18 protein-coding genes are annotated in these 17,092 nt (G+C 56.4%); 5 read left to right on the top strand and 13 right to left on the bottom strand.

Annotated elements, in window-relative coordinates:
• Positions 1-7 precede the first annotated feature (7 nt).
• From V6N04_RS09095 to phaR, 3 genes are all read left to right on the top strand, one after another.
• On the top strand, positions 8-1,801 hold the full coding sequence (locus V6N04_RS09095; protein ID WP_371169829.1) for a PHA/PHB synthase family protein: 1,794 nt from the start codon (positions 8-10) through the stop codon (positions 1,799-1,801).
• Between the two features lie 136 nt (positions 1,802-1,937).
• A complete protein-coding gene (locus V6N04_RS09090) occupies positions 1,938-2,381 on the top strand; it encodes a phasin, PhaP (protein ID WP_371169828.1) in 444 nt (147 codons plus the stop codon).
• A 186-nt stretch (positions 2,382-2,567) separates the two neighbouring features.
• On the top strand, positions 2,568-3,128 hold the full coding sequence (gene phaR / locus V6N04_RS09085; protein WP_371169827.1) for a polyhydroxyalkanoate synthesis repressor PhaR: 561 nt from the start codon (positions 2,568-2,570) through the stop codon (positions 3,126-3,128).
• Between the two features lie 209 nt (positions 3,129-3,337).
• Here phaR and lexA read toward each other — a convergent pair whose 3' ends face one another.
• The 6 genes from lexA to V6N04_RS09055 all read right to left on the bottom strand — a co-directional run bounded on the left by lexA (position 3,338) and on the right by V6N04_RS09055 (position 8,299).
• Positions 3,338-4,036 (bottom strand): transcriptional repressor LexA, encoded by a 699-nt coding sequence (gene lexA, locus V6N04_RS09080; RefSeq protein WP_371169826.1) that lies wholly within the window; start codon positions 4,034-4,036, stop codon positions 3,338-3,340.
• Positions 4,037-4,192: 156 nt separating this feature from the next.
• Entirely contained in the window at positions 4,193-5,365 is a 1,173-nt protein-coding gene (locus tag V6N04_RS09075) for a molybdopterin molybdotransferase MoeA (RefSeq protein WP_371169825.1), read from the bottom strand.
• Entirely contained in the window at positions 5,365-5,850 is a 486-nt protein-coding gene (gene moaC / locus V6N04_RS09070) for a cyclic pyranopterin monophosphate synthase MoaC (RefSeq protein ID WP_371169824.1), read from the bottom strand. The genes V6N04_RS09075 and moaC overlap by 1 nt, the downstream gene beginning before the upstream one ends.
• Positions 5,847-6,647, bottom strand: a complete 801-nt coding sequence (gene trpC, locus V6N04_RS09065) for an indole-3-glycerol phosphate synthase TrpC (protein WP_371169823.1) — start codon at positions 6,645-6,647, stop codon at positions 5,847-5,849. The genes moaC and trpC overlap by 4 nt, the downstream gene beginning before the upstream one ends.
• 57 nt (positions 6,648-6,704) lie before the next feature.
• A complete protein-coding gene (trpD, locus tag V6N04_RS09060; RefSeq protein ID WP_371169822.1) occupies positions 6,705-7,721 on the bottom strand; it encodes an anthranilate phosphoribosyltransferase in 1,017 nt (338 codons plus the stop codon).
• Positions 7,718-8,299 carry an anthranilate synthase component II gene (locus tag V6N04_RS09055; RefSeq protein WP_371169821.1) on the bottom strand — a complete coding sequence of 194 codons (582 nt, stop codon included), beginning with the start codon at positions 8,297-8,299 and terminating at the stop codon, positions 7,718-7,720. The genes trpD and V6N04_RS09055 overlap by 4 nt, the downstream gene beginning before the upstream one ends.
• Before the next feature lie 131 nt (positions 8,300-8,430).
• Here V6N04_RS09055 and V6N04_RS09050 point away from each other — a divergent pair, with 131 nt between their 5' ends.
• Entirely contained in the window at positions 8,431-9,783 is a 1,353-nt protein-coding gene (locus V6N04_RS09050; protein ID WP_371169820.1) for a divergent polysaccharide deacetylase family protein, read from the top strand.
• Positions 9,784-9,797: 14 nt separating this feature from the next.
• Here V6N04_RS09050 and V6N04_RS09045 read toward each other — a convergent pair whose 3' ends face one another.
• From V6N04_RS09045 to V6N04_RS09025, 5 genes are all read right to left on the bottom strand, one after another.
• Positions 9,798-10,583 carry a hypothetical protein gene (locus tag V6N04_RS09045; RefSeq protein ID WP_371169819.1) on the bottom strand — a complete coding sequence of 262 codons (786 nt, stop codon included), beginning with the start codon at positions 10,581-10,583 and terminating at the stop codon, positions 9,798-9,800.
• A 99-nt stretch (positions 10,584-10,682) separates the two neighbouring features.
• Positions 10,683-11,201, bottom strand: a complete 519-nt coding sequence (locus V6N04_RS09040) for a GNAT family N-acetyltransferase (protein ID WP_371169818.1) — start codon at positions 11,199-11,201, stop codon at positions 10,683-10,685.
• A 39-nt stretch (positions 11,202-11,240) separates the two neighbouring features.
• On the bottom strand, positions 11,241-12,515 hold the full coding sequence (gene eno, locus V6N04_RS09035; RefSeq protein ID WP_371169817.1) for a phosphopyruvate hydratase: 1,275 nt from the start codon (positions 12,513-12,515) through the stop codon (positions 11,241-11,243).
• A gap of 83 nt (positions 12,516-12,598) precedes the next feature.
• The gene (locus tag V6N04_RS09030) at positions 12,599-13,471 is read right to left on the bottom strand and encodes a DMT family transporter (protein WP_371169816.1); all 873 of its coding nucleotides are present in this window, start codon (positions 13,469-13,471) and stop codon (positions 12,599-12,601) included.
• 113 nt (positions 13,472-13,584) lie between these two features.
• Positions 13,585-14,004, bottom strand: coding sequence for a Fur family transcriptional regulator (locus V6N04_RS09025; protein ID WP_371169815.1), 420 nt, complete (start codon positions 14,002-14,004; stop codon positions 13,585-13,587).
• Between the two features lie 271 nt (positions 14,005-14,275).
• Between V6N04_RS09025 and V6N04_RS09020 the strand changes: the two genes are divergently transcribed.
• Positions 14,276-14,923 (top strand): TetR/AcrR family transcriptional regulator, encoded by a 648-nt coding sequence (locus V6N04_RS09020; protein WP_371169814.1) that lies wholly within the window; start codon positions 14,276-14,278, stop codon positions 14,921-14,923.
• Positions 14,924-14,935: 12 nt separating this feature from the next.
• Here the strand turns inward: V6N04_RS09020 and V6N04_RS09015 are convergent, their stop codons facing one another.
• Both V6N04_RS09015 and V6N04_RS09010 read right to left on the bottom strand, forming a co-directional pair.
• Positions 14,936-15,769: a PhzF family phenazine biosynthesis protein gene (locus tag V6N04_RS09015; RefSeq protein WP_371169813.1), complete on the bottom strand. Its 834-nt coding sequence runs from the start codon at positions 15,767-15,769 to the stop codon at positions 14,936-14,938.
• A complete protein-coding gene (locus tag V6N04_RS09010; RefSeq protein ID WP_371169812.1) occupies positions 15,769-17,025 on the bottom strand; it encodes a cation:proton antiporter in 1,257 nt (418 codons plus the stop codon). Before V6N04_RS09010 ends, V6N04_RS09015 begins: the two co-directional genes overlap by 1 nt.
• Between the last annotated feature and the right edge of the window lie 67 nt (positions 17,026-17,092).

Here is a 17,092-nt window from a genome sequence, read left to right as displayed (position 1 = left end):
TTGTTCCATGACAACTGACCAAGGAAAAACTGGCCAGGAGTTGAACGAACTTCAGGACAATCTCTCCAAGATCGAAGAACTGTCCACGCGCCTTGCTACAATCATGACGCATCGAAAGACGGTGCGGCCCAGCTTGCAGGGACCGGGGCAGGATTTCTATATGAAAGCCGCCGGAACATTGTGGGCCGACATGATGGCAAACCCCGCCAAATTGTTCGAACATCAAGCTGCATACTGGGGCAAGACGTTGGAGCACGCGGTCGAGGCACAGGCGGCCCTAGCTGGTGGGGAATTCAAGGCCCCCGAAGACCCGACCCCGAAGGATCGCCGGTTCTCTAACCCCTTGTGGGACAACCATCCCTATTACAACTACCTCAAACAGCAATACATGATCACGTCGCAGAGCATCGAAGCAGCGCTCAGCGATGTTGAGGGGCTGGACGAAGAAGACAGCAAACGCATGGCCTTCTTCTCGCAACAGATGATTGACATGCTCAGTCCGACAAACTTTTTGGCCACGAACCCTGACGCGATGGAGCGTGCGGTCGAGACCAATGGTCAATCGCTGGTCAAAGGTCTTGAAAACCTTGTTGCCGATCTTGAGGCCAATGATGGAGAGCTATTGGTCAAACTGGTTGACGACAGCGCGTTTGAGGTTGGCAAGAACATCGCCACCACGCCGGGGCAGGTGGTTTACCGCAACCGGATGATCGAGCTGATCCAATACGAACCAACCACGGAAAAAGTACATGCAAAACCGCTGATCATCTTCCCGCCCTGGATCAACAAATTCTACATACTGGACCTGAAAGAACAAAACAGCCTGATCAAGTGGATCGTGGATCAGGGCTATACCTTGTTCGTTGTAAGCTGGGTCAATCCAGACGCTTCCTATGCGACGACGGGCTTGGGCGACTACATCGAAGACGGTTATATGGCTGCCATCCGCGAGACGAAGGCGATCACCAAGCAGAAAAGTGTGAACGTGGTGGGGTATTGCATCGCCGGGACCACATTGTCGCTGACATTGTCATTGATGAAAAAGCGTGGGGATACGTCGATCAACTCTGCCACCTTCTTCACCACCCTTACGGATTTTGCGGATCAAGGCGAAGTGGGCGTGTTTCTGGACGATGATTTCGTCGATGGTATTCAGGAAGAAGTGTTAGAGAACGGGTATCTCGATAGCTTTTTCATGTCGCGCACTTTCTCGTATTTGCGGCCCAACGATCTGATCTACGCACCGGCGATCAACAGCTACATGTTGGGCAAAACACCCCCCGCTTTCGACCTGCTCTATTGGAATGGCGACAGCACCAATCTGCCCGCGCGTATGACGGTCGAGTATCTGCGTGGCCTCTGCCAAGGCAATTTGTTTGCCAAAGGGGATTTCCCGGTGCTCGACGAGCATCTATCGATCGAGGATGTGGATGTGCCGCTTTGCGCCATCGCCTGCGAGACAGATCATATCGCAGCGTGGAAGGCATCCTATGATGGCATCCGCAAGATGGGATCGACCGACAAGACATTCATCGTGTCTCAAAGCGGGCACATCGCAGGTATTGTGAACCCGCCCTCGAAAAAGAAGTATGGCCATTACACCAACGACGATTGGCCTGCGGCGGCAGATGATTGGATGGATGGGGCAAGCTTCAACGAAGGATCTTGGTGGGGTCGTTGGGACAAATGGCTCAGCAAACGGTCCGGGAAGAAGGTCGAAGCGCGTGTCGTAGGCGATTCGACCCATAAACCATTGGCCCCTGCGCCCGGAACCTATGTTGTGGCTAAGCCAAACACCTGAATTTCAACAACTTAAAATTGTTACATGCTGCAGTGCAGAAAAAACTTGATTTGCTGCACTGCAGCATCCATATTGTTGTCAGTTACAAATTTCTGCGCCGCACTCCTCCCCGGCGCTATTCATGGAGAATACGACGATGACTAAGACACAAGACTTCACCAAGATGTTCCAAGACATGCTGGGCAACTTCCCAGTTGACATGTCAGTTGCACAAGACGCTTTCAAAAACCAAGCTGCTCTGGCAGAGAAAATGTCGAAAGTTGCTCTGCAAGCTGCAGACAAATCGGCAGAGATCTCGACCAAATGGACCAAAGAAACTCTGGCCAAAATGGGCGACGTTTCTGCAGCCAAAGAAGAAGCTGCTGACTACGGCAAAGCCATGACCGACTTCGCATCTGCTCAAGCCGAGCTGGCTGCTGAAAACATGGCTGCTTTCGCTGAAGTTGCTAAAAAAGTTCAAGCTGAAACAGTTGAGCTGATGATGGCTGCCGGCAAAGAGCTGGGCGACGAAGCGCAAGCCGCTGTTAAAAAAGCGTCAGACGACGTTCAGAAAGCCGCGAAAAAAGCGACTGCTAAGTAAGCGGAGCTTGCCGGATACCCTCCTCCCGTCCGGTGACTTCCGAAGGGCGAGCTAAGTGCTCGCCCTTTTTCTGTTTTGGCTCTTCATGCCGCCATAACGTGAATTTTGATCAAAAAGCTTGCCTTTGTCTTTGGCACTGTTAGGCTTTTGCAGTGCAGCAACAAGGAATTGCTGCAGGGAGGAACCATGGCTCAGAAACAAGAACCACTGCTGATCAAGCGCTATGCAAGTCGGCGTTTGTATAATACTGAAACGTCGGATTACGTGACGCTGGACGATATCGCCGGCTTCATTCGAGGTGGGCGTGAAGTTCAGATCATCGACCTGAAATCTGGTGATGACCTGACACGCCAATATCTACTGCAGATCATTGCAGAGCATGAAAGTCGCGGTGAGAACGTGTTGCCGGTGGACGTGTTGACCGATCTGGTCCGTTCTTACAGCACACAGGCGCAAAGCGTCGTGCCGCAATTCCTTGCCGCGAGTTTTGAAATGCTGCGTGATGGGCAATCCAAAATGATGGAGAACTTTGGCGGCTTGGGGAATCCGATGGCGAAAATGCCCGGATTTGAGGCCATGCAAGCGCAGCAAGAGGCGTTTATGAAGGCAATGATGGGTGGCTTTTCCGCAGGCTCAGCCCCTTCCAATGACGGCGAAGAAGAGAAGTCTGATACGGCTTCTAGCGAGGAGCTGGACGCGATCAAGAAGCAGCTTGCAGAGTTACAGAAGAAGCTGTCGGGTCTCTGACACGGCGCAGATTTTATGCCTCCGGCGGGGGTATTTCAGGAAAGAAAATGAGCCGCGTGGCTTGGCACTTTGGAACGCATTAGCGTTCGGTCGCGCGCAACTCCGCAGTCTGACGTCTGGGATTGTGATAAGCCACAAAGTACTGGGTGTCTTTCAATGCAATAAGGGACGCGCAGAAGCGTCCCTTACCAACTGGTTCAGAAAATAGCCTAGTATGTGCGGATCAGCCCAACAAGCTTGCCTTGCACCTTTACCTGACCTTCTGGCAAGAGGCGCGTTTCATAGGCCGGGTTGGCGGCTTCCAGTGCGATCATCCCATCGGTCTTGCGGAAGCGCTTAAGTGTCGCTTCATACCCATCCACCTGTGCCACAACGATGTCACCATTATCCGCGTGGCTGGTTTCGCGAATGACCACGACATCGCCACTGTTGATCCCTGCGTCGATCATGGAATCGCCCTTGACCTCAAGTGCATAGTGCCGCCCGCCGGTGCCCAGCATCGTTTCAGGCACTGATACATGTTGCGCGCCATCGGTGATTGCCTCGATCGGTTCTCCGGCTGCAATCCGACCCATCAGAGGCAGGTCGCTGACCCCTAGACCCTCTAGCGGGATTGCAGATGAAGGCGTGCTTTCAGGGCGGTCACCTTTGATGACACGCGGTTCGAACCCGGCGCGGCCTGCGTTCTCTAATGGCTCTGGCAGTTTCACAATCTCGATTGCACGGGCGCGGTGGGCAAGGCGGCGAATGAAGCCGCGCTCTTCCAATGCGGTGATCAGGCGGTGGATACCGGACTTGGACCGAAGGTTGAGCGCCTCTTTCATCTCATCAAAGGATGGGGGGACCCCGTCGCGTTGAATACGTTTGTTGATAAATTCAAGAAGTTCCAACTGCTTGCGCGTCAACATGCTTTCGCACCTCCGTCTATCCTCGTACCGAAATGCGGGGTTTAGCGTTGCATTTCAGCGGCCCTCGTTGCTGGGGCGTTCAATCTATGTTCTACCCATGTTCCCTTTTTGTGTCAACTGCACACGCGATAAGAGATCGCGGGGGTCAGATTATGTTTAGATTGACAGGAATTCGATATCGTCGCCGACAGTCCTAGCTGGGTCATTCGGGGCACGGACCGCCAACGCATTCGCTTGGGCCAACACGCTAAGCAGGGCGCTGTCCTGACTGTCAAAAATTGTTACTTCGCCATTCTCAACTCGGGCGCGCATATAGTGCTCGCGCGGGCCATTCGGGCCAACAGGGGCGGCCAGTTTGGCCGATTGCCGAGCAGCTGCAGCTTTGCCCAATCCAAGCATTGCCCGCAGCGCAGGCACCACGAAAACATGGCCACACACCATAGAAGACACAGGGTTTCCGGGAAGGCCGATCATGATCGCATCGCCCATGCGCCCCGCCATGAGCGGTTTTCCGGGACGCATCAGCACTTTGTAGAAACTCTGGTTCATCCCCAATTCGGCGGCCACATCACCGACAAGGTCATGATCGCCAACTGAGGCGCCGCCGATGGTGACAATCAGGTCTGCATCTGCCGCCAGATCGAATGCCGTGCGTAAGCTGTCAGCGTTGTCGCGCGCGATGGGCAACATGCGCGCGTGGCTGCCGTTTGCTTCGACAAGTGCCTTCAAACCGAAGGCGTTGGAGGCGATGATTTGGTCTGGCCCCGGTTCTTCGCCGGGCATAACAAGTTCATCCCCGGTCGCTAAAAGAGCCACAACCGGTTTCCGGGTCACAGTTACGGTTGGCACATTCATTGCGGCCACCAGTGCCAGATCGGCCGGGGTTAACACGCGCGGGGCAGGGATCATGTCGCCGGGTGTGAAATCTGCACCAGCAGGCCGCACATGAGGACCCTTATCAAGCTTACGAACAAGCGTGATTAGGTTGCCTTTGCGCTCCACATCCTCCTGAATGATGACGCGATTGGCACCTTCTGGCATCGGCGCGCCAGTGAAGATGCGCACGCATTCGCCCGGGCCAACCCGGCCGTCATACCCGTGGCCCGCCGCACTTTCGCCGATGACGCGGAACATGGCTTCGGGGTCTGCTTCGACACCATTCAGCGCGTAGCCATCCATGGCTGAGGCCGCAAAGGGCGGTTGAGATCGTGTCGCTGTGATTGGGGTGGCGAGAGCGCGGCCCGATGCCTGTGCAAGCGGCACCTCTTCGGTGCCGACGGGAGTGACAAGGTCAAAGATTGCGTCCAGCGCCTCGTTCACTGTGATCATCAGTCTGCCTCGTACGTTCCTGATTTTCCGCCCTCTTTTTTCAGCAGGCGAATGCCAGTGATCTCCATGCCTTTCTCGGCGGCCTTGAGCATATCATAGACGGTCAGGCAGGCGACCGAGACGGCGGTCAGGGCCTCCATCTCGACCCCGGTTTGGCCTCCGGTCTTGACGGTTGCTGTGATTCGCACGCCCGGCAAACCCGGTTGTGGGGTTAGTTCCAAAGCGACCTTGGTGATGGGCAGGGGATGGCAAAGCGGGATCAAGTCCGCTGTTTTCTTTGCCCCCATGATCCCGGCCAGTCGCGCGACGCCAAGGACGTCACCTTTCTTGGCAGAACCAGACGTGATCAGCGCCAGCGTCTCTGGCGTCATTTTTATAAAGCCTTCGGCCAACGCCACGCGGGCGGTGACCGCTTTCCCCGACACGTCGACCATATGGGCTTGGCCATCGTCGTCGAAATGAGTCAGGGGGCTTTTGTCGCTCATGCTGGAACCGGATCGGCAAGGATGGCGCGGGTGGCAGCCTCGACATCATCCTGGCGCATCAGGCTTTCGCCGATCAAGAAAGAGCGCGCCCGATGCCCTGCCATATCGGCCAGATCCTGCGGCGTGAACAGCCCACTTTCGCAGACCAGATGGCGGTCGGCCGGGGCAAGCTTTGACAAGCGGCGCGTAGTGTCGAGCGTCGTTTCAAAAGTCTTTAGATTGCGGTTGTTGACACCGAGAAGGGGCGATTTCAACGCCAATGCGCGTTCCAACTCGTCTTCGTCATGAACCTCGATCAAGACGTCCATGCCCCATGAAAAGGCAGCGTCTTCAAGCTCTTGCGCTTGGCTGTCTTCCACAGAGGCCATGATGATCAGGATGCAGTCCGCACCCAAAGCGCGGGCTTCGGCCACCTGATAGGTGTCATACATGAAGTCCTTGCGGAGCGCGGGAAGGCTGACCGCAGACCTTGCCGCGACTAGAAACTCGTCTGCACCTTGAAACGACGGCGTATCGGTCAGAACGGATAGGCATGTCGCACCGCCGGCCTCATATGCTTTCGCGATGGCAGGTGGATTAAAGTCCGCGCGGATCAGACCTTTGGACGGGCTGGCCTTCTTGACCTCGGCAATCAGACCATAGCCTGCTTCGGCAGCCTTCATAAGAGAGGATGCAAAACCCCGGACAGGGGACGCGTCGCGGGCGGCGGCCTCGACTTCGGACAGCGGGCGTGCGGTTTTGCACGCGGCCACATGTTCGAGTTTGTAGGCTTTAATCTTGTCTAAAACGGTGCTCATGGGCTTGGTCTATGCCTTCATCGTCAAAGGGGCAAGGCGAAGTCGCCTTGCGAATTGTCACGCAGCTGACGTCAGCGCGGCCAGTGCTTCGATCTTTGCTTTCGCAGCGCCGCTGTCGATGCTTTCAGCGGCGATTTCCACGCCCGCCTTCAGATCGCCGGCCTTGTCGGCCACGACCAGCGCGGCGGCCGAATTCAACAACACCGCATCGCGATAAGCCGACGCCTCGCCATCCAACAACGCACGGAATGCGACCGCGTTTTCTGCTGGTTCCCCGCCAAGGATCGAGGCCAGCTTGTGAACAGGTAGCCCTGCATCTTCTGGGTGGATTTCACGGGCGTGGATTTTGCCGTCTTCAAGGGCTGCAACAGATGTTGCGCCGGTGATCGAAATCTCGTCCATTCCGTCGGCTCCGTGAACCAACCATGCTTTTTCGGACCCAAGTGCCTGCAGCGTTTCGGCCATCGGAAAGATCAGGTCTGCTGCAAACGCGCCGGTCAATTGGCGTTTTGCGCCGGCCGGGTTGGTCAAAGGCCCAAGGATGTTAAAGATGGTCTTGCACCCAAGTTCTTGTCGAACAGGCATGACGTGTTTCATCGCGGGGTGGTGCATTGGGGCCATCATGAAGCCGATGCCGACTTCGTTGATCGCGCGTTCGGCCACATCTGCGCCGACCATCACGTTCACGCCCATCTCGGTCAGCGCATCCGCCGCGCCGGACTTAGATGACAGGTTGCGATTGCCGTGTTTGGCCACGGTCACACCGGCCCCAGCCACGACAAAAGCCGTCGCGGTTGAGATGTTGAGCGTGCCCATCCCGTCCCCACCTGTGCCAACGATATCCATTGCATCCACAGGCGCATTCACTTTGGCGCATTTGGCGCGCATGACGGCAGCGGCAGCAGAATACTCTGAAACGCTTTCACCTCGCGCCCGCATGGCGGCCAGCAAAGCACCAATTTGGGCCGGCGTAGCGCGGCCTTCGAACAGCTCTTCAAACGCCGCTTCGGCTTGCGCGCGCGACAGAGGTCCTTCGGTGGCGGCATAAATCAGGGGTTTCATCGCGTCACTCATGCTGGAACTTTCGTCTTGTTCAAGAAGTTTTGAAGCATTGCATGGCCGTGTTCAGACCGAATGCTTTCTGGGTGGAACTGGACGCCTTCGACCTCAAGCTCTTTGTGGCGCAGGCCCATGATCAGGCCGTTATCCAGTTCTGCGGTGATCTCAAGGCTGTCTGGTAACGTATCGCGATCAACGACCAAGGAATGATAGCGCGTGGCTTGCAGGGGTGAGGGCAGGCCCGAAAACACTCCTTTGCCCTGGTGAATCACTTCCCCCATTTTTCCATGCACGATCTCTGGGGCACGGACAACTTTACCGCCGAAAGCCTCGCCGATGGCTTGATGTCCAAGGCATACGCCAAAAAGCGGCACTTTGGCCTCGGCTGCGGCCATGGTTAGGGCCAGACAAATACCGGCTTGGGCTGGGTCGCAGGGGCCGGGGGACAGAACAATACCATCCGCACCCATGCCCATGGCTTCCTGCACATTCAGCGCGTCATTGCGTTTGACCACCACCTCGGCTCCCAACTCACCAAAGTAGTGAACAAGGTTGTAGGTGAAGCTGTCATAATTATCGATCAGCAGGATCATATCGCGGCCTTTCGCCAAAGTTGTATCAGCAGGGGTTACGTCCTGCGTTTGTCGGGCTATACATGATCCACGCAAGTGCCGAGGGTCAAGAGCGGCGCGCGTAAAGGATGAGGTTTCGAGGAGAGAAAGCCATGGCAAGAGGCTTCCTGTCAGGAGTTTTATGGGGATCGGTCGTTTCGGTCGTCGGATTAGGTGTGGTTTCGTTGCAGATCGCGCCGGTTAAACCAAGTTGGGAAACGCGTGCGGCACCCGCCGAAAATGCGGCAGAGGAAGCGCCATCAGACGATGCTGCCCCAAATGATGACCAGACTGCCGGTCAGGCCGACAGCGGGACGGACACAGCAGGCCAAGCTGCCGCAAGCGAAACATCGGATGCGACCCCTGATACAGCACCGCAGGCAGATCAGACGCCTCCAGATGCTATCAGCGCCCCGGATGCACCCGATGCTGTCCCGAGTGTTGATGCCGAAGCCGATGCAGCCGTTGCCACCCCGCAAGCACCCGAGGCCCCAGCTCAGTCAGAGGGGGCAGCCCCAGTTGAGCCCGACACGCCGCCTGCAGCCGCCCCGTCAGAAGCGACTGACAACAATTCAGATGGCAGCGCAAGTGCGGCTGAAGAACCGGAGGCTTCAGTCCCACAGACCATCCCAGACCTTGCAAATTCCCCTCAGATCAAAAGCGATCCGGTGGCACCAATCGGTGATTTGGCAGATGGTGTGAAAACCAACCGCCTGCCCACAATCGACGACAACGTCACCGAGGAAGCAGGCGCCGCCGATGCTGACGCACCTGTGCTGGTGACAGACGGGCAATCTCTGGCCATTGATCGCAACGCTGCCCCATTTGAAAATCCGGAAGGACGCCCCTTGATGTCGATCGTTCTGGCCGATCAGGGTCCGGCGCGGGCGTCACTTGGAGACCTGCGTGGCTTACCTTTTCCGATCAGTGTGATTGTTGACGCCTCGGCCTCGGATGCCGAAGAGGCGATGGCGTTCTATCGCGATGTGGGGGCCGAGGTCATCATCAAGCCGACATTACCTACAGGCGCCACTCCGAAAGACGCGGAAGAGAATTTTCAGGCCCAAGCCGCTCTGACCGATCAGGCGGTGGCAGTTTTCATGGATCAGGAAAGTGGATTTCAGGGCGACAGCGCTTTGGCTGCCCAGATATCCGAGATTTTGGTCGCTAGCGGCCATGGGCTGGTGTCCGAGGCGCAAGGATTGAACACCGGCCACAAGACTGCGTTGAAAACCGGCGTTGCCTCTGGCGTGGTGTTTCGCGAGCTTGATGGGGACGGACAGGATGGAAAGGTCATCCGCCGGTTTCTGGACAATGCGGCCTTTAAGGCCGGGCAGGAAAACGGTGTGATTCTGGTGGGACAGGCAAAGTCAGATACATTGCAGGCGCTGATCGAATGGAGCCTTGGGAACCGCGTGAAATCTGTTGCCATGGCGCCGGTTTCAGCGCTTCTTTTGGGCGGATGATGCCATTTACGACGCTACGATCCTATTAGGCTCGCACGCAATTCTACGACAGACTTGCCCAGTCGAAACGGTGCGGCAAAGCTAACAAGGCACAGAGCGAGTATCTGTAAAATCAAAATGTTGGAGTGGGACTGCAAATATTCCCATTCATCCTTCAACTTGCCGACTTGCTCGATCAGATCATCATAGCTGTTGGCGATGATCTGGTAATCCGCTGCAATTGAGGGGGCCGATTGTCTGGCCGCCTCTAGTGCGGCGCGCGTTTCATCGTCAACGGATGTAAACACCAAAAAACGCTCCACTTCGAATGCCTCGACACGTTCCACCATCTGATGCATGTCGTTCATACTAGCTTGATCTGGGATATCTGGGCCTCCGAACAGAAAGCTCAGGCCGGACAAGGGGGCGACCTCGTCCGTGACGGCGATGAACAGCGGCAAATCGGCGTTGGTTGCGGTTGATGCGGACAGAAACTCAACCTTTTCACAAAGGGTTTTTGTCGCGGGCGTCTCGGCCTGTTCACAAAAGCGCAATCGAAACCTGGCAGCGTCTCGGTCGAAGGCAGCCGTCGCCGCATAGGCGAGGTCAATCTGGCGGTCCAGTCGGGAACTGTCGGCAGTGTAAAGCCCAGCGACAATCGCCACCAACGCACCAATCCCGCCCAGCACAACCCAGACCAAATCGGCCAGTTTCCAAGCCCGGTGTGCGGCGGGTTTTCGGAACAACAACAAGGTACCAATGGTGCCAAGCGCGAACAGGCTCAGCAGAAGGTGAAGCTGATAGGTGGTGATAAAGCTCATGTTTGCGATACTAGAGTGCGAACCGGATCACGCAACAGAGACGATCGTCACCCGCAGGAATGTGAACCGAATTACAAGCTACGTCGCCCGACAAGATCGTCAGGCTGTACCCTGCAAATCCATTTCGAAGAACAACAAGTGGTCTTTCGCGATCTCAGGGATTTCCTGATAGGGCGCGCGCGTGTTGAAACCCAAGGACAGGTAAAGCTTTTGTGCAGCCTTCAGAGGTTTCGAAGTGTCCATCAAAATACGTTTGTAGCCCGCGCGTTTGGCCTGATCGATCAGCGCACGCATGATGGCGAAACCTGCACCCGTGCCCCGCGCAGCGTCGGCAACAAAGACGCGTTTGATCTCGGCGATATCTGGGGCAAGTTGGTGATACATTCCGCAGCCCACAGGCTGTCCGTCCACCAAGGCCAATCGTATGGCTCCCGCGGGGCGCGCATGTTCCTGTTCAAGGCGGTCAACAATGCCCTGGTATTTTGCTACAGGATAAACGCTATCGACGATCTTTGCATCAAAAGGGCTGAGTGCGCTCAGGAAGTCGCGGTATTCCCAACAAAGACGCCGGACCGCGTCTAGCTGGTCCGGCGTGTTCGGTTCTATAATCTCCAGCATGTCAGGCTCCCTTTTATCAGAGCCTTAACACACCTGCCGTCACTTCAGAATGCTGCGCCCTGCATATTCGGCGGTAACACCCAACATTTCTTCAATACGGATCAATTGGTTGTATTTGGCCAGCCGGTCGGACCGCGCCAGCGAGCCGGTTTTGATCTGGCCACAATTGGTGGCCACGGCGAGGTCTGCGATGGTGGCATCCTCGGTCTCGCCGGAACGGTGGGACATCACATTGGTCATGCCTGCACGGTGTGCCATGTCGACGGCGCGCAGGGTCTCGGACAAGGTGCCGATCTGATTGACCTTCACCAGCATCGAGTTCGCCGCGCGCTTCTCAATACCGTCTGCCAGTCGGGTGGGGTTGGTGACGAACAGATCGTCGCCCACAAGCTGGACTTGGTCTCCCAACAGCGCAGTCAGGGCGACCCAGCCGTCCCAGTCATCCTCGGCCATGCCGTCTTCGACCGAGATAATGGGATAGTCGTCGCAAAGCGCTTTCAGATACTGCGCGTTTTCTTCCGAGGTCAGAGATTTGCCTTCACCGACCATCTCGTATTTGCCGTCTTTGTAATATTCCGTCGATGCACAATCGAGCGCCAGATAGATGTCCTTGCCGGGCGTGTAGCCCGCCTTTTTTATCGACTGCATGATGAAATCCAGTGCCGCGCGGGTTGACGCGATGTTGGGTGCAAAGCCGCCTTCGTCGCCGATACCGGTGTTCAGCCCGGCTGCGGTCAGTTCCTTTTTTAGGGTGTGAAACACCTCGGACCCCATGCGCACAGCTTCGCGGATGTTTTCGGCCGCGACTGGCATGATCATGAATTCCTGAATGTCGATCGGGTTGTCGGCATGTTCACCGCCATTGATGATATTCATCATCGGTACTGGCAAAACCCGCGCCGAAGCGCCCCCTACATAACGATAAAGCGGTAGGGCAGAGGCATCGGCTGCGGCCTTGGCGACAGCAAGCGAGACGCCCAGGATTGCATTGGCGCCCAAGCGGGACTTGTTGGGGGTGCCGTCCAGTTCGCACATGGCTGCGTCGATGGCTTCTTGTTCCGTCGCATCATATCCAACCAGAGCGTCTGCAATCTCGCCATTTACGGCTTCGACGGCTTCCAGAACGCCCTTGCCCATATAGCGCGCCTTGTCGCCATCGCGTTTTTCAACCGCTTCATGGGCGCCGGTCGACGCACCCGAGGGCACAGCCGCACGGCCCAGTGTGCCGTCATCCAAGATCACATCCACCTCGACAGTTGGGTTGCCCCGGCTGTCCAGAATCTCACGGGCAAAAATATCGACGATGGTGGTCATGTTAGCGCTCCCAATAAGAAGAAAACTTCAGTTAGGGCGTCTTTAGCGCGTTGTGGACGCTACGACAACAGGGCAAGGGGCAGTTAGCGTGACCGGAGCCTTTGTTCGCGCCAGAATGTGTAGATACCGGTTCCAATCACGATAGCCGCGCCGAAATAGGTCCAGAAATCCGGGCGCTCGCTGAAAATGATGAAACCAAGGATCATCGAAAAAATCAGCCTGAGGTAGCGAAAAGGCATAATGATCGAGGTTTCGGCAATCCGCATCGCCTGCACGATGGCATAGTATCCAGAAACACCAGCGATCATGGCGCAAAGGATGTAAATCCACTCAACCCCGTGTGGAACCACAAACGGATCGTTGAACGGTGTCATCAATAGGCCCGCCGGCACCACAGCGGCAAACCCATAAAAGGCCACACTGACGGATGGGATGCTCGGGTCCATTTGTCGGGTGATTAGGTCGCGAACCGCAATCCCAAATACTGCGGCCAAGGGCAATAGAGCGGCGATCTGAAAGCTGTCACTGCCCGGTCGGATGATGATCAGGACACCAATAAAACCGATGATCACCGCGCTCCAACGTCGCCACCCGACCTTTTCGCCCAGAAAAAGCGCGGCCCCCGCGGTGATCGCCAGCGGTGTGGCCTGAAACACCGCAGCGACGGTCGAGATTGGGACAAGAGACAGGGCCGTGACAAAGAACATGGCGGCTAGCCCCTCAGACGCGTCGCGCCACAGCATCATCGGGCTGCGCATGTCTCGATGAACCAACGGGGCCAGCGTGCCGCGCTGCCAGTACGTGATGGCCCCGAAGGCCAGCATGCCACCAATCCCAAGGATGACCAGAACTTCGGACACCGGGATGCCACGGGCCATCGACTTGATAAAGGCGTCTTCGGTCGAAAACGCCGCCATAGAGAAGGTGATCAGGATGATGCCGCGAATGTTTTGCATAGGGTACTGCGCATGTTCAGAAATTCAATCAGGCGACAGGACCCGATTTAGCACGATAGAGCAAGGCGTTATCGCTGATATTTCCAATCACGAAATGCGATTTGACGATCCGATCAACTATCTTTCCTACGCACGCCATAAAGCTCTAGCCGATGGCCCTTGAGTTCATAGCCAAGCTTTGTCGCAATTTTTTCCTGCAACGCTTCGATTTCGGGATCCAGAAACTCGATCACCTGACCGGTGGTCAAATCGATCAGGTGGTCATGGTGATCCCGGTCAGCACTTTCATAGCGCGCGCGCCCGTCTCCGAATTCGTTTTTGACAAGGATCCCTGCTTCTTCAAACAGCTTCACCGTGCGGTAAACAGTTGCCAAAGAAATGCGATGGTCCTGACCGGCCACGCGGGCATGCAGTTCCTCGACATCTGGGTGATCACGATGGGCATCGTCCAAGATTGCCGCAATAACACGGCGTTGCTCGGTCATGCGCAGGCCTAAATCCTCGCATCGTTCTACAATGGATCGCTTGGACATTGTGCCCCCGGATGTCGAAATTGCGTGACCTCTTATGCCGTTAATTCGGGATGGGGGGAATGCCCTTTCCGCGAATTTTGGCGAATGATCCCGAATGCCCAATTGAACCTGGTAGCCTGAAGCCAGGGTAAAACTCTTCCAAAGTGTAGGCATGTTAACGCTGCGAAACCCTCTATGGTCCTTGCAATGAGTCGAAGAAACAAAAGATAGTGCAAGGACCAACGCGCGGTTGAACGCGCTGTAATGCACAAGGAAGGCGCGCCTCTTGGCCATGCGAACATCTACCAGGGCTCGGTCTGATGACCAAAAGCACGAACGGCACGCCGCGATCTTATCCGCCGCCCGAGAGATGATCGAGGAATTGGGCTTTGAAGGCGTGAAGATGAGCGCTCTGGCCAACCGGGCGGGGCTCGCTAAGGGAACGCTGTATCTTTATGTGCGCTCCAAGGAAGAGCTTTTCCTGCATTTGTTCTTGGAGGCGTTTGAGGCGCTTGTCATGCGGTTTGAGCGTGAAGCTCATGCAGATATGAGCGCAGAGGCACTTGCGGAGTACCTAACGGCCCTGACCGTCGAAACGCCGCTGTTTCTACCGCTATACGCACGGCTTATCGCAGTAATCGAAGCGAATGTCGCGGACGAGCCGTTGTTTGATGCGAAGCGTAATCTGATCGCAAAATTTGAACGTTTCAAAACACATTTCGGGGCGATCTTGGGTTTGGATGTCATGCAGACCGAGCTGGTGGCGGGGACAATGATGAACACGCTGCTCGGGACGGCGCAATTTGATTTGACGGCCGGGCGCGACCCAGCGGGACTGCCCGAAGACATGCGCGAAGCCTTTGCGAATAACGCGTTCGAACGCAATTTCCCACCGGCAGCGGCATTCATCCTGACAGCGGCCAAAGCACTAGCTGACTGACGCGAACTACCCCTAGACCAGCAACTGCCCTTTCATGATCTGAACCGCGTGACCAGAAACTGTAACCCGGCCCGGTTCGGCTTTTAGGTGGATGCGCGACGGACGCCCCATGTCATCACCTTGATGGATGATCAATGATTGATCACATCCACGGTCTTGGCACAGCAGCGCGGCCAAGGGTGCCGCAGCGGAACCAGTTGCCGGGTCTTCGGGAATGCCATCCAGTGGGGCGAACATCCGGGCATGAATGGCGCCTTCATGCTCGACCCAGGCATAGATCGCGAAATCGTGGTTACCGGGAAACAGGGCAACGCCCTCGCGCATCGCGTCGGCATTTGCTTGAAGCGTCGATAGAACCTGACGATTGCGCAGCTGCGCATAGACGAAATCCCCACCCAGCGATGCGATCTCGGGCGGTTGAACGATATCATCGACAGAACAGCCGATAGCGCGGGCCACAAGATCGGGCGCGGGGTGGCCCTTACGCTCCAGCGCATGATCGGTGACGAACGACGCTTCGCCTTCGCTTGCATGGGCAGGCAGTGGCCCGACCTCAAGTTCCAGCACCATGTCGGGATCATAGCCGATATCGGCCAGCATGACGGCCGTACCGACAATCGGGTGCCCCGCGAAGGGAAGCTCCCGTTCCGGGGTGAAGATACGCACACGAGCCGTGTGGGCGGCGTTCTCGGGCGGCAAGACAAACGTGGTTTCCGAGAAGTTGAATTCCCGCGCGATCTTTTGAATGTCCTCAATGCCAAGGCCGCTGGCATCTGGAAGAACGGCAAGTTGATTGCCACCGAATGGTGTTTCGGTGAACACGTCATAGACGAAGAAATCTCGCATTACATAAGCTCCGGTTCACGGCCAAGACGATTGGCAAGTGGGGCAACGGTCAGCCCCTGAATGATGATCGAGAATATCACGATGATATAGGTCGCGGTCAGAATAAGGGGTTTCCATTCGCCGTCGGGCAGGGACAGCGCCAGCGCGACCGAAATCCCACCTTTCAAGCCGCCCCATGTCATGATCGGGATCACCCCTTTTGAGAAGCTGCGAAACGGGCGCAAGAGCAGAACCGGCACAGCCACAGCCGCAAGGCGCGCCACAAGCGCAAGTGCGATGGACAGGACGCCAGCCTGTACCGCATCCATCGTGAAGGCGACGGCGAAGACCTCGAACCCGATCATCAGAAACAGGACTGCGTTCAGAATTTCGTCGATCAATTTCCAGAACGCGTCGACATATTTGCGTGTCTCCTCGCTCATCCCATGTTTTGTGCCAACATCGCCAATCAAAAGCCCCGCACAGACCGCCATGATGGGCGCTGACACATGCAAAGCCACAGCAAGTTCATAGCCGCCGAACGCAAGGCCCAGCGTCAAGAGAACTTCCAGCGAATAGTCGTCAATCCGGCGCATCACGCGGAAGGTCAGCCAGCCAAGGGCAAGGCCCAAAACCGCACCCCCTACGGCTTCTTGAAAGAACAGCTGAATTGCGGCCTGCGCGCTGGGCTCGGCCGCGTGTTCGCCATGGCCTGTTGGGAAGGCGATGCCCACCAAGACCAGGAAAACCACGTAGCCGACCCCATCATTGAACAGGCTTTCCCCGGCGATCTTGGTTTCTAGAGACTTTTGTAGATTGGCTTCGCGCAACACACCCAGCACCGCCACAGGGTCTGTGGGGGAGATCAGCGATCCAAAGACCAGTGCGATCAGCAGCGGCATCCCGGTAATCCAGCTGAACCCGACCCCGACGATCACGGTGGACAGTGCCACACCCATTGTGGCCATAAGGAACACGACGCGCCACTGCTCTCGCAGGTCCGAAATCTTGACATGCAGCGCACCGGCGAAAAGCAATAGCCCCAACATGCCCTCAAGAAGAGCATCCGAGAAATCAATGCTTGTGACCGTCGCCCGCACCTGATCGGCCACTCCCAATCCTGGCGCGATGAAATCAAGCATCATCACCGCGAGCGACGCCATAAGCGACACCGCAAGAATGCCGATGGCCGAAGGTAGCTTTAAAAACAAATAGTTCACGGCGCCAAATACGCCTGCCAACACAATCAGAAGCGAGGCAATTTGCAAAAATGTCATTGGGGTTCCTTTACGCGTCCAAGCGCAGTCATAGCATGCGGACTGAGCATGACAAACGCACAGTTCT

This window comes from Aliiroseovarius conchicola, assembly GCF_041403445.1.
GTDB lineage: Bacteria > Pseudomonadota > Alphaproteobacteria > Rhodobacterales > Rhodobacteraceae > Aliiroseovarius > Aliiroseovarius conchicola.
Note: the sequence above shows the minus strand (reverse complement) of the source record. Positions and strands in the feature narration are given on the sequence as shown.